The sequence below is a fragment of the Arthrobacter sp. 8AJ genome (assembly GCF_902506025.1).
Taxonomy (GTDB): domain Bacteria; phylum Actinomycetota; class Actinomycetes; order Actinomycetales; family Micrococcaceae; genus Arthrobacter.
The window spans coordinates 1,356,544-1,369,436 of record NZ_LR733289.1; the positions used below are offsets into that span (position 1 = coordinate 1,356,544).

12 protein-coding genes are annotated in these 12,893 nt (G+C 58.4%); 3 read left to right on the forward strand and 9 right to left on the reverse strand.

Features of this window, described 5'->3' with window-relative positions; translation table 11 throughout:
• Nucleotides 1-55: 55 nt before the first annotated feature.
• Both BACI349Y_RS06375 and BACI349Y_RS06380 read right to left on the reverse strand, forming a co-directional pair.
• Nucleotides 56-256, reverse strand: a complete 201-nt coding sequence (locus tag BACI349Y_RS06375) for a Flp family type IVb pilin (protein ID WP_159631393.1) — start codon at nt 254-256, stop codon at nt 56-58.
• 281 nt (nt 257-537) lie between these two features.
• Nucleotides 538-1,203, reverse strand: coding sequence for a prepilin peptidase (locus tag BACI349Y_RS06380; protein WP_236560748.1), 666 nt, complete (start codon nt 1,201-1,203; stop codon nt 538-540).
• 294 nt (nt 1,204-1,497) lie between these two features.
• Here BACI349Y_RS06380 and rplM point away from each other — a divergent pair, with 294 nt between their 5' ends.
• Nucleotides 1,498-1,941, forward strand: coding sequence for a 50S ribosomal protein L13 (gene rplM, locus BACI349Y_RS06385; protein WP_015937805.1), 444 nt, complete (start codon nt 1,498-1,500; stop codon nt 1,939-1,941).
• A 38-nt stretch (nt 1,942-1,979) separates the two neighbouring features.
• Complete coding sequence (rpsI, locus tag BACI349Y_RS06390) at nt 1,980-2,483, forward strand: 30S ribosomal protein S9 (protein WP_159631395.1); 504 nt, start codon at nt 1,980-1,982, stop codon at nt 2,481-2,483.
• Nucleotides 2,484-2,539: 56 nt separating this feature from the next.
• On the opposite strand, the gene BACI349Y_RS06395 is transcribed toward rpsI, so the two are convergent.
• The 4 genes from BACI349Y_RS06395 to BACI349Y_RS06410 form a co-directional block, all read right to left on the reverse strand.
• Nucleotides 2,540-4,243 carry a glycosyltransferase family 39 protein gene (locus BACI349Y_RS06395; RefSeq protein ID WP_159631396.1) on the reverse strand — a complete coding sequence of 568 codons (1,704 nt, stop codon included), beginning with the start codon at nt 4,241-4,243 and terminating at the stop codon, nt 2,540-2,542.
• Nucleotides 4,244-4,460: 217 nt separating this feature from the next.
• Complete coding sequence (locus BACI349Y_RS06400; RefSeq protein WP_159631397.1) at nt 4,461-6,263, reverse strand: glycosyltransferase family 39 protein; 1,803 nt, start codon at nt 6,261-6,263, stop codon at nt 4,461-4,463.
• 143 nt (nt 6,264-6,406) lie between these two features.
• Nucleotides 6,407-7,651, reverse strand: coding sequence for a bifunctional glycosyltransferase family 2/GtrA family protein (locus BACI349Y_RS06405; RefSeq protein WP_159631398.1), 1,245 nt, complete (start codon nt 7,649-7,651; stop codon nt 6,407-6,409).
• 122 nt (nt 7,652-7,773) lie between these two features.
• Nucleotides 7,774-9,027, reverse strand: coding sequence for an acyltransferase family protein (locus BACI349Y_RS06410; protein ID WP_328699845.1), 1,254 nt, complete (start codon nt 9,025-9,027; stop codon nt 7,774-7,776).
• A gap of 16 nt (nt 9,028-9,043) precedes the next feature.
• On the opposite strand from BACI349Y_RS06410, the gene glmM reads away from it, so the two are divergent.
• Entirely contained in the window at nt 9,044-10,405 is a 1,362-nt protein-coding gene (glmM, locus tag BACI349Y_RS06415; protein WP_159631400.1) for a phosphoglucosamine mutase, read from the forward strand.
• On the opposite strand, the gene BACI349Y_RS06420 is transcribed toward glmM, so the two are convergent.
• From BACI349Y_RS06420 to BACI349Y_RS06430, 3 genes are all read right to left on the reverse strand, one after another.
• Entirely contained in the window at nt 10,395-11,408 is a 1,014-nt protein-coding gene (locus BACI349Y_RS06420) for a hypothetical protein (RefSeq protein ID WP_159631401.1), read from the reverse strand. The two genes, glmM and BACI349Y_RS06420, sit on opposite strands and share 11 nt — an antisense overlap.
• 275 nt (nt 11,409-11,683) lie before the next feature.
• Nucleotides 11,684-12,088: a large conductance mechanosensitive channel protein MscL gene (gene mscL, locus BACI349Y_RS06425; protein WP_159631402.1), complete on the reverse strand. Its 405-nt coding sequence runs from the start codon at nt 12,086-12,088 to the stop codon at nt 11,684-11,686.
• A gap of 92 nt (nt 12,089-12,180) precedes the next feature.
• Nucleotides 12,181-12,893, reverse strand: a 713-nt coding sequence (locus BACI349Y_RS06430) for a M15 family metallopeptidase (RefSeq protein ID WP_236560750.1), incomplete at its 5' end; no start/stop codon positions are given.

Here is a 12,893-nt window from a genome sequence, read left to right on the forward strand (position 1 = left end):
GAAAAGGTTAGGTGTGCCGCGCACTGAGGCGCGGCACACCGGGAGTGGAAGCGTACTACCAGGTGCCGACGGTGGTTCCCAGAGTGCTGAACCACAGGCTGAGCTTGTCTCCGAAGACGGTGACGCCTGCAACAATCACCAATGCGATGAGTCCGACCAGAAGTGAATACTCCGTTGCCGTGGCGCCCTTTTCGGATTCGAAGCGATCCTTGATGCCGGCGATGAAAGCAGTCATTGAGACCATGAGAGAAGTCATTTTATTTTTCCTTTAATTCGGTGAAATTGGAACTGTTTGATTTCAACGAATTTCCAGCTGCCCCCATAAATCTTTAGCGGCTGGACTTCGCTAAGAAGAGATTGTCACTGGGGGGTATGGGGCAACAATGCGTAGTGGTACTCGACTTTTTTGGGGAGCATCAAAATTATGTACTCGAAGCTACGGACTGGTACTCAGTCGACGGTTGCAGGTTCCATGCGGACTACCTACTGCCGTTGATGCACTCGCACGGCCTTGGGTGAGAGGTGGGGCTGGTTTTCCTAGCCGATGAAGAACGTGACTGCGGCGAGAGCGCCGAGCATCGAGGGGCCGTGGGGTACTTCGGTGGCTTTATTCCGGCCTTTTCGACTGAGCACAAGCACTGTGACGATGCCATTCAAGACGAAGCCAATGAGGCCGCCGTAGAGCAGTTGGCTCCAACCTAGGTACCCCAGGTAAAGGCCGACAGGCGCGGCGAGCTTCACGTCGCCCATCCCGATGCCGCCGGGGGAAATGAGTCCCAAAATCAGGTAGGCGGCGAACAAAATAACCGTTCCCAGGGATGCGCGGAGCAGATCATCAGATTGCTTACCAAATAGTCCCGGCAATAGAAGCAGTAAAAGACCTCCGGCCAGCAGTATTAACACGAGGGGATTTGGCAGCAAATGGAGCGCCATGTCTATGCGTGCCAGCTGGGTGCCCAATACGGCCAGTAAAAGGAAGGCTGGAAGGCTCAATGCGTTGCCGAAATGCGCGGCAAAGGCCGCACATGCAATGCCGGTGAGCGCCGCCGTCGTAATTCTTGCCTGCAGTCCCGGCATCTCGCCGAGCCTCGGAAGAAGCTTCGCAATCAGGAGTTCGGCGATGGGGGAGAGGATGCCTCCCAGAATCCCGGCGCCAACGACGAGCAGCGCGCTGGTGGACTCCCCGTTCCCCGCTGACAGCACTGCATCCCCCTGCATTGATTGGGCCGGCGTGGCCCCAGCGGCCTCCGGCTACCTCATTTTGACCCCGAACCACCTGACGCGCTAATCTTGGTAGTCGTTGTGCGTGTCCTATTCCGATGGTGCGTGCCCGCTTGAGGATCCGGTTGCAGGATAACTACTCAACGTGCACATTCGGAACTTCAGGATGACTGGTTACATGGAGCCCTCACCTCTGTTCCGGTAGCGCGCAGACAGTAGGTGCGCGAGCTAGCGACACCTAAACAAGAACGCCAGAACAAGAACGAGGCAAACACCGTGCGTACGTACACCCCGAAGCCCGGCGATATCAACCGCCAGTGGCACGTCATTGACGCCACCGACGTTGTCCTTGGTCGTCTTGCAAGCCAGACCGCAATCCTGCTGCGCGGCAAGCACAAGGCCACTTTCGCATCCCACATGGACATGGGCGACTTTGTCATCATCATCAACGCTGAAAAGGTAGCCCTGACCGGCGCCAAGCTGGAGCAGAAGCGCGCATACCGCCACTCCGGCTACCCGGGCGGCCTGACCTCCGTCAACTACGCGGAACTGCTGGAATCCAACCCGGTCCGCGCCGTTGAGAAGGCCATCAAGGGCATGCTCCCCAAGAACTCCCTCGCTGCCCAGCAGCTGGGCAAGCTGAAGGTGTACCGCGGTGCTGAGCACCCGCACGCTGCCCAGCAGCCCAAGACTTTCGAAATCACCCAGGTCGCCCAGTAGTCCTGGCCACCAAACAACTTATCTATACAAGGAGAATCGTGGCTCAGAACGAAGAGACCACCGAGGTCGTCGAGGCCGAGGAAAACCTGACCAGCTACACCTCTGAGAGCTCAGCTGCTGAAGCTGCTCCCAAGAAGGAGCGTCCGGCCCTGACCGTTGCCGGCGCAGCTGTTGGCCGCCGCAAGGAAGCTGTTGCACGCGTTCGCGTCGTGCCCGGCTCCGGCAAGTGGACCATCAACGGCCGCGAGCTGGCGAACTACTTCCCGAACAAGCTGCACCAGCAGGACGTCAACGAGCCCTTCAAGATCCTTGATCTTGAAGGCGCTTACGACGTTATCGCCCGCATCCACGGCGGCGGCATCTCCGGCCAGGCCGGCGCCCTGCGCCTCGGCATCGCCCGTTCGCTGAACGAGATCGACGTCGAGAACAACCGCCCGACGCTGAAGAAGGCCGGTTACCTGTCCCGCGACGCCCGTGTCATCGAGCGTAAGAAGGCCGGTCTCAAGAAGGCCCGTAAGGCTCAGCAGTACTCCAAGCGCTAAATCCGCTTGCATAGAAGCCCGTCCCACCGGTTGGTGGGGCGGGCTTCTTTTTGATGTCAGTCCTTCACAAGGTGGAAAACTTTGGTGCGTCCGAGTAGTTGCGCCTCAAAGTTGCTCTGTACCCAGCCGCTGATCTCCACGGCCCTTGAATCCGGCTCCTGAACTCCAATGACGGCATCCTGCTGTATGAAGTAGCAAATCTTCCCATCTGCAACCTTCCGCTTAAACTCCTCAAGTGAAGGCGACGGATCTCTGCCTTCGAATCCACCGACCGGCATCACAGGACGCCCTGACTGTAACTGGAGTTTGGCCGCAGTTTGACTTGCGTAAGTTGCGGCTGCCCAGGTGCAACCTCTTGCATTGGTGACAGCACTAATTAGCTCCGTGTCCGGATCTCGCCCGAAAGCGATGTCATGGCCCCACGGCAGCTCATTGTTTTGCAGCGATTGCAGGAGATGACTTATGGCGGCAGGGTTTCGAGACAAGCCACCGGAAACTGGGTTTGAGCCAGTAAAACCGACGGTTACGTTGTGTATGGAGGTTATGGCGGGGCCAGTAAGAAGGGCTGCAGCGAGGACGGCTACCGCGCCTGCATGGATACTGGGGCTGGGCGCCTTGATAACTAGTGCGGCGAGGGCGCATATGCCAATGAGCAGGTCGGCTGTAGGCAGCCATTCCGGCCACAGGCTCGTTCCGGACATTATTAGCCATGAGGAGAGCAACGCCACCAGAGCGATGGTGGCGCCTGCAAGACGAACTGACAACCTGTGCCTTTGACGAATGATTGCTTCTAGAGTCAGCCCCAGGACCAGTGCAAGTGGCGGCCCCAAAGCTGCTGTGTAATAGGTGTGTATCTGGTTTCCCATGAAGCTGAGAAGTAGAAAGGCCGTAAGTAGCCACATGCAGGAAGCGAAGGTCAGGAAACGCAACGAGCCGCTTCTAGGCATAGTTTTCCATGCCGCGGCAAGGAATAGGACTGCCAGTACGGCTGCGAAAAGAAGCCAGGATGCTTCCTGGTTATAGTTTGCATTAAGTAGCCGGAATAAGCCGGCATCGCTTGCCGCCGTTCGATATTGTTGGGGCGCTTGCATAGCTTCGGTAATCTCGCCGGAGCCAGCTAGCCGATCGACGCCGTTATAAGCGAATGTTAATTCCAGAACGCTGTTGTTATGGGAACCTCCCACGTAAGGTCGGAGATCTGAGGGAATCAGGTCCACAGCGACCATCCACAGTCCTCCGGTTACAACCATTGCTACTATGGCTAACATTGTTGCCGTGATTCGCTTGCGCCACTTCTGTGGGCTGAAGAGCAGGAAAGCCAGCCCCAATGCTGGGAGGCTGATCAGACCCTGCAACTGCTTCGTCATAAAAGCCATGCCCAATAGGGCGCCAGTTGCAACGAAGAATCTCCCGCGGCCCTCTTCAACTGCGCGAATCGCGAACCACACTGCAGTAACCATAAGGAGCAGCATCAATGGATCGGGGTTGTTGTAACGAGACATCAGGGTGATGATGGGCGTCGTAAAAAAGACAATCGACCCAAAGAGACGAGACCAACTGGAGACTGCTCGGCGTAGAATGGCATAAATTAGAAGCGTCGTTAGAACAGCCATCATAACTTGTGGAAGCAGCATGGCTACTGAGTTCAAGCCAAACAAACGCACTGATAAGCCCATAACCCAAAGGCTTAGTGGGGGTTTGTCTACGGTAATTGAGTTGCCCCAATCGGAAGAACCAAAAAGGTAGGCCTTGGCATCCATTGTGCCGGCTTGGACTGCAGCACTATAGTAATAGTTCGCCCAACCGTTTATTGCCAAGTTCCAGCAATAAAGTGTTGCGTTCAATCCCAATATGAGCAGTAACGCTGGTCGTTCCCAGCGAGGGTCCTCCGCCGGTCCGCGCCATAGAAACGCACTGGCTAGACGGAGCGTTTTCCTGAGCGACTCCGCACTGACAATCGAAAATGCTTTCTGATTTCTAGCTTCGGAGGTCGTAGATGTGGACACCGTCGATCACCTGCTCCTGAAAGTTTTCTCGGACCCAGCCAGAGATGCTGGTGGTTTCAGAGCTGAGTTCACCCCGGTCTAAGAGGTCTTGCTGCCAAATAAAGAACCCAATGCGATGCCGGGCGACCAGGTCTTGAAACTCTGAAAGTGTCGGTGCGGGATCAGTGCCAAGCCAGCCTCCCAAAGGTATCACTGGCCGCTCCGATTCAAGTTGGTACAGGGCCGCGTTCTGTGCGGAGTACGTAGCCGCGGCCCACGTCTGCCCAGGGGTAGCATCGCGGAGCAAAGCAACGACTACTGCTGAGGGCTCGGCGCCGAGTGCTATTTTTTTTGCCCAAGGCGGATTGCCGTCCTTTACTGTGAGCATAAGCCGCGACATGGACATAGGGTCGCTCCCAACAGGTCCTGACAATGGGTTTGTACCGTGCTGGGGAGTGGATAGCGTGAACAAGTCCGCTCCCACTGGCGCCGCTAATAGCACTACAGCCAAGAGCGCGGCGACCGGAGTAGGCACGGGTCCGGGCCTCGATGCTAAAAGCCAGGAAACGCATACGAGCGCAGCCAGTCCGATAAGTGCGCTCGGCATCCATTCCGGCCAACCCGTGCCGTACTCAAGGATCCGAAGAGTCATGTACGTGGAGGAGCAGATCAAAACGGCGCCGAAGAGCCGTAACACAAGGCGATGTCGCAGGGACCACAGACAAGATAGACCAATAGCCAGGACTAGAGCTAAAGGTGCGGATAAGGAGTATGTGTAGTACGTATGGATCATCGTGCCCATGAAGCAAAGAACTGCAAGTGTTGTGCCAAACCATAAAAGTGCAAGGAAAGCTAGGTTTCGCTGTTGGCTGTTGAACTGCACGGAGCGGCCAAGAACTGCTAGAACAATGAAACAAAGTGCGGCTGCGAACAGAAGCCAAGCGATTTCTGGGGCAAAATTCCCATTAAAGAGCCTGGTTATGCCGCCACTGGAGGGCGAGGCATCCTCATCAACACTGGTTCGATTTCCATCTGCGTTCATAGGGATGTGTATGAACCGTGCAAGACCGTTGTAGTCCAAGGTTAGCTCGATGGCGCTGTTTGTAACCGAACCACCGATGTAGGGCCGCGCTGATGGGGGGATGACCTCCACTGCAACCAGCCACGCAGCCCCTGTAGTTATCAGGGTAGCGGCCGATACCAGCAACTGGCGGATGCGCGCCGCAAATTTTCCATTGCTGAACGCGATCACTGCGGTAGCCATGGCGGGAACCACCAAGAGTGCTTGGACCTGCTTGGCCATGAATGCCAGTCCCAACAGGAATCCTGCCAGGGCAAAGGAGCGAATGAGGCCAGTCTCCATCGCCTTTAATGCTGCCCAAACGGAAACGATGGTCAAAAGCCCCATGAGGGGCTCAGGATTATTGAAACGAGACATCAACACGACAACAGGAGTGCTGGCGTACACTGCCGCAGCAAACAGTGAGGTCCGCGGACCAAAACCACGACGAACAATCTTGTAGAGAAAGGCAGTGGAAAGGACGCCCATCACAGCTTGCGGGACGAGAAGACTCCAACTGCTGAGACCGAATAGCCGCACCGAAAGTGATATGACCCAAATGCTTAGTGGTGGCTTGTCCACCGTAATCAGATTGCCGGCTTCAGACGACCCAAAGAAGAATGCTTTCCAATCCTGGCTTCCGGCTTGCGCGGCGGCCGAATAGTAGGGATTAGCCCAACCATTGGTGTCCAATCCCCATACATAGAGGAGCGAAGTCGTAGCAAGAAGCGACACGTACGCAGGGTATTCCCATTTTTCATTCTGGGAGCGTCCTCGAACGAGGCGTCCCCAAATCGTTGGAACAATCCGTTCCCAATTCTCTGACAAGTAGTCAGGCCGTTTCCCAGCCCCGTTTCCAACGGGTGACAGCAGCCGGCTCAAAAGAAACGCCCGCCGGTAGCAACAGTGACGTCAATGGACGCCCGGGAGTCAAGGTGGTCGCGGGTGTCCCGGAAGACCCAGAGGCGCAGCAGGACAAACCTCATCAGCGTGGCGAGGATGTTTGCCACAGTCAGAACCAGAAGTTCTACGTTTGGTGCAGCATCAGCGTGCAACGAGTGGAGCAGCACCAGCGACGACGACGTAAGTGTCCACGCCAAGAGGAACACTATGAAGCCCTGGAGTTGCTGGGTGGCCAGCTTGGCCGGCCCGCTGATGCCAAACGTGAACCGCCTGTTGGCTGCCGTGTTTCCTACAGCGGTGAGCAGTAGCGCTATGAAGTTGGCCTCCTGGGATCCAAAGGGGCCCTCCATCATCAGGTAGAGCAGTGCGAAGGCCAAAGTCGAAGCGACCCCGACAAGGCCAAATCGAACCACCTGGCCAAAAAAGCTTGGCCGGCATAGGGGCGCAAGGGGCCGACGTCCAAGCTCTGCGTATATCGCCTGAACGGGTATGACGCCCTTCAGCAGCGATGCGGAAACTCGAACCATCCCACGGAGGTCGTCGAAGGCAGTTTGCTTGATATCCACCCGACTGTCCGGATCATCCACCCAGTCCACGGGAATTTCGTGAATGCGGAGGCCAGACCGTTCAGCAATAATCAATAGCTCAGTATCAAAAAACCAACCGTTGTCCTCGACATGGGGGAGCAGGCGCTTGGCAACATCGGCACGGATGGCTTTGAATCCGCACTGGGCGTCGGAAAACTGCACCTGCATGGTCCGGCGAAGCAGGAAGTTGTAGGACCTGGATATGAATTCTCGTTTTGCGCCCCTGCTTACCCGCGAGCTTTGGCCCAAACGTGTCCCGATGGAAATATCGGAATGCCCGGACAATAGAGGAGCCACTAACGGGGGAAGTGCTGCCAGATCCGTCGAGAGATCAACATCCAAGTAGGCCAGGACTTTTGCATCGGAGGCAGACCACGCATCTCTTAGCGCGAACCCGCGTCCTTTGACCTCCAGGCGCCGATACTCCACATTCGGCAAGTGCTCGCTAAGGCGGGCGGCAATCACCGAAGTCTGGTCGGTGCTTGCATTGTCGGCGATGGTGATTTTCCACGTCGACGGCATTTCATTGGTGAGGTATTCGGCGAGCCTCGTAATGCTGTTTTCGAGTACCGCTTCTTCGTTGTAGACCGGTACTACAATCTCGAGCGCCAAGCCCCCATAGCTAGGTGTCATGCATGGATCGTAGGAGCGGCAGATGACCCATTGCGAGACTTTAAGTCAAAGACAGGTAATGATGGTGCGAAACCAAGTAGTCGGATACCTGCAAAGGGCTGATTGGCCTGTCTTACCTGCTTCTACGGGTGTTGTACTCGCTGAGGATCCGGCCTTAGCAAGTACCGCCTGCGGAGCCATTTCTCAGCGGGCTTTTCACCGAACTCGTGGAGAACACCTGATAGCAGAATGGAAACGACGACTGCCAGCGAGGCCAGCCCGATCCCTCCTACTACTGAGGTGTTAAGAACAATGGGCCTGCCCACTCTGATCACCAACTCGTGAACAAGATAGAGCGCGTAGGACCATTCGCCGAGCTGAACCAGGCTGCGCGACGTGAGTAAGGTCATTCTCCCCGAGATGTCGCTAGCCGCCGCTGCCGCGATCAACATCAGGAATCCCGGGATCATGACCAAGTTGGCGAACAGGACCGGGAACGGCCGTGCCATCCCATTCGACACTATCGAGGCTACGAATAGCCCCGCCGTCAGCAGTATGAGGAGTACTGAGGCGTGGAGAAGATTGAACCGGGGGCGCCAACCCCTAGTCATTGTCTTGGCGAGACACATCCCCAGGACGAATTCACCTAGTCTGTAAATCGGCATCGGTCCCAAAATATAATCGGCCGCGGACGTTGATGCTGCTGCCGACAGACCAGCCGCAAGGGCTAGCAGCGTCACCGGAACGAGGACGAAAAGACGCCGCAGCCGACCAGAGGCACCAATCCTTCTCGATAACGCCGGAAAAAGGAGATAAAAAAAGGCCTCGCATGACAGTGACCACGAGACGCCATTAAAAGCCGTGAGATAAGGGCTCCCCGGAATCCACGCCTGCGTGAGTGTCAACACAAACGGCGCGGCGCCCCAGGCAGTTCCTGACGACGCCGGCAACGGCGGAGCAAAGATCGCCAAAACCATCGTCAATACGTGTAATGGCCATATGCGGGCGAACCTGTTCCAGTAAAATTTGCCCGGGCGCGCTCCCTCCTGATGCGACCAAGTCAGGACAAAACCGGAGAGAATAAAGAAGAAACTGACCCCTGTGAAACCATAACTGAACACAACCAACCCGTCTCCGATTGGAGCGAAGTACAACCGCATGTGATACAGAACCACGGCCAATGCTGCGAAAAATCGAAGCCCAGTAAGACTTGGCAGCTGAATAGTGCCTGCCTGCATTAAATAACCCCCCTGTCCGTAGCACGCTTTTATTGTTGTGAGCTTACCGAAGGAGGCGGAAATGAATGTCCGAACTGTCCGGACATGTCGGTGAAGTGCAGGGTGGCTGCTTAAAGTCCGGCAGAGACGAGGTACCTGCGAGGGCTCGGTGACCACCATCCTCTACACTTGACCGGTGTCTAGATTATTTGGAACTGATGGTGTCCGGGGGCTGGCCAATGGCCTGCTGACAGCAGAGCTGGCCCTGCAGCTGGCCCAGGCGGCCGCCGTCGTGCTTGGTCACGACCGCAACTCCAACGGCTCCCGGCCCCGCGCCGTGCTGGCCCGCGACCCGCGCGCCAGCGGTGAATTCATCGCCGCCGCCGTGGAAGCCGGGCTCTCCAGCTCCGGCATCGACGTCTATGACGCCGGCGTCCTGCCGACCCCCGCCGCCGCCTACCTGGTCGCGGACCTGGACGCCGACTTCGGCGTCATGATCTCCGCCTCCCACAACCCGGCGCCGGACAACGGCATCAAATTCTTCGCCCGCGGCGGCCAGAAGCTGCCGGACGACGTCGAGGACGCCATCGAGGCCCAGATGACCAAGGAAGCCGTCCGCCCCACCGGGCCCGACGTCGGCCGCATCCAGCGCTTCTCCGACGCAGAGGACCGCTACATCGTCCACCTGCTCCGCACCCTCCCGCACCGCCTGGACGGCCTCACCGTCGTCCTGGACTGCGCCAACGGTGCCGCCAGCGGCTGCTCACCCCAGCTCTTCAAGGACGCCGGCGCCGACGTCATCGTCATCGGCGCCGACCCTGACGGCCTGAACATCAACGACGGCGTGGGCTCCACCCACCTGGGCCCCCTCAAGGAGGCCGTGGTCAAGTACGGCGCGAACCTGGGCATCGCCCACGACGGCGACGCCGACCGCTGCCTGGCCGTGGACCACGAGGGCAACGAGGTGGACGGTGACCAGATCATGGCTATCCTCGCCATCGCGCTCAAGCAGTCCGGCAAGCTCAAGGACGACGTCCTGGTGGCCACCGTCATGAGCAACCTCGGCCTGAAGCTCGCCCTCCGCGACGCCGGCATCACCATCCTGGAAACCGCGGTGGGGGACCGTTACGTCCTGGAAGGCATGCGCGACGGCCGCTACAACCTGGGCGGCGAACAGTCCGGCCACGTCATTTTCTCCGACCACGCCACCACCGGCGACGGCCTCCTCACCGGGCTTCAGCTCGCCGCACAGGTGGCCCTGACCGGCAAGCCGCTCAAGGAACTCGCCACGGTCATGACCAAGCTCCCGCAGGTGCTCATCAACGTCAAGGGTGTCGACCGCAGCCGCGTGGGCAGCAGCGACGTCCTGGCCCAGGCCGTGGCAGCTGCGGAAGCCGCCCTCGGCGACACCGGCCGCGTCCTGCTCCGTCCCTCCGGCACCGAGCCGGTGGTCCGCGTGATGGTGGAAGCCGCCGACGAAGAGACTGCCCAGTCCATCGCCGAACACCTGGCCCAGGTGGTCCGGACCGAACTCGCACTGGAACTCGTTACTGAATAATAGGGAGCAAATTTCTCTTCGTGGCTCGGCGCTTTATCATCAGTTCGTGCATCAGTAGGACAAGGGCGACAGCTTGTAATGCTGATGCAATGAGCAGTGGCCAGATGTAGCGGTTGCCGGAGAAGTAAAGGACATAAACCAGAAGGCCGGTGCCGGAGAAAATTACCGGAACCAAGCGCAGACTTCTATTGCCAATAAAAACCAGTGAAACCACTTCGGCGGCAAAGAAATAGCGGTCATGCATTTGCGGCAAGAGGAATGGGCACACGGCCAGGACGCACGCGGCCAGTAAGACTCTTCGCTCAGGAGAGTCCGGCGCTCTCCAGTAGGGGAAAGCAATTCCCAACAGGACTGCCGAACATACGATCAGTGCCGGGATCCTTCCTTCCGCTGCCGTAACACCGGGAAGCCATTCGTAAATGTTAGCTGCACCGGCCACAAGCCGGTCTTCACCCGATTGCTTGACATAGATACCCAGCGTGCTGCCTAGCGAGCGACCGAACAGCATCGGAGGAAGGCTCAGCATTGCCCAAAGGCCGACTGCGAGAATGGAGCTCATCAAGTTGAATCGATTTCGCAGCGAGACCAGAACGAGCGCTGGCAGGAAGAACACAGACTGGAGCTTGAATGCGAATGCCACGCCCCAAAAAAGCCACGCTCTGCGTGCATCGTTTCGGAGGAGATAGCTGAGCGAGAGCACGAGGAAGGCTGTATAGAACGAGTCGCACTGTCCCCACATTGCGGCGTTCAAGAGCACCGTAGGAATGAAGAGTGTAACTACGGCTGCGGTTGCAGGTTCCAGTCCGTACGGTCGGTATTGGCGTACGAGGTGCGCCATTGAGACAGCCAGCAGCACGTCACCTATCAATGAAACGAACTTGATTGCGTATAGCGGCTCAACCGGCAGGAGGCTCGCGGCATAAAGCAGAAAGAGGTAGGGAAAGTTGTAGTTGGAAAATTCCCCGCCTAGAGCTGCCACGCCCTGCGTCCGGTATTCCTGCATCCAAGGCAGGAGATAGATCGTTGCGTCATCGCTAACGAATGGGAGCATTAGGAATCGAACAAAGACCGCAAGCAATAGGGGCAAAATAGTGAGGGCCCTAAAATTGCATTTAGATGCTGAGACCCTGGCTCCTGCCCGCATTTCCCCCACTGCGCAATCATTTATCGCTCCGAGGCACGTGTCAACGGAGGAGGCTACTCGCGCACTTGCTCTGCAAACAACTGTGGCCCGCCTCCACCAGGAGACGGGCCACACTTGGTTTGGCTGGAACGGTGTCAGAGATTCCGGCTCTGCAGGGAATCGCGGATCTCGGTCAGCAGGGCGATCTGCGGGTCTTCGGCAGATTCTTCCTTCACATCCGGGTTGATGCCGAGCCGGCGGTTGCGGCGCTCGATCATGTGGTTCATGGGCATGACCACCACGAAGTAGATGGCGGCGGCAATCAGCAGGAAGTTGACTATCGCCGTCAGCAGCACGCCGAACTCAACGGCGTTGCCGTTGAAGTCCACCTTGGCAAAGCTGTCAAAGTTCGGGGATCCCACAAGTCCTGCAATGAACGGCATGAGTACCTTGTTCACCAGCGCGGTGACAACCGCGCCGAAGGCAGTGCCCATGACAACAGCGACGGCAAGGTCTACGACGTTGCCCTTCATAATGAAATTCTTGAATCCTGTCAGCATGGGACCTACGCTAGCCCACGGACGGCAGGCTCCAGATGACGCGGCGGTAAATTCTTGACACGTGTCCGGAACTTCGCCAGGGCATTCGACGTTCAGGCGTAGCCCGGTGCCGCGTCCAGTCCGAAGTATTCCTCGAGGGTCCCGATGCCGCGGTTCAGCATGTCCGTGGCCGCTTCCACGCCTACGTACCGCAGGTGCCACGGCTCGTAGTAGTACCCCGTGATGGGGTGCACCATCCACGGGTAGCGCACCACGAATCCGAACCGGTGCCCGTTCGCTTTCGCCCACGTGGCGGCAGGCTGTTCCGCGAAGCACGGCTGGAAGCTGCAGGCACCTCCGCCGTCCCCGATGTCGAACGCCCACCCGGTCTGGTGCTCCGAGTGGCCGGGCCGCGCACTGGCGGTGTCGGCGTCGGCCTGCCCCCGCGCCGCGACGTACCCGTTGTACGTGGTCACTTGCGTGCTGTACGAGCGGTAGCCGCTGGCCAGGACCATCGCCACACCGTCCCGCGCGGCCGCCGCGAACATCGCCTCAGCCGCTGCCGCCGTGGTGCTGTTCAGCAGCGCCGCCTCACTCCCGGCGGAGATCGCGACGGCGGGACGCACCAGGTCAGCCGGCACATAGTCCGCCGGCTTCAGCGCCCGGTGCTTGTTCACGATGACCCAGGGACTTGCCGGATCATCGAGCGAAAACTGCCGCGCCAAAGCTGCCGACGGCGAGGGGGTGGGGGCCGGCGCCTCGGGCGACTGGCCCACTGTGGCCGCGTCCGCCGTCGGGCCCGCTGACGCGGTAACAGGGGAGGGGG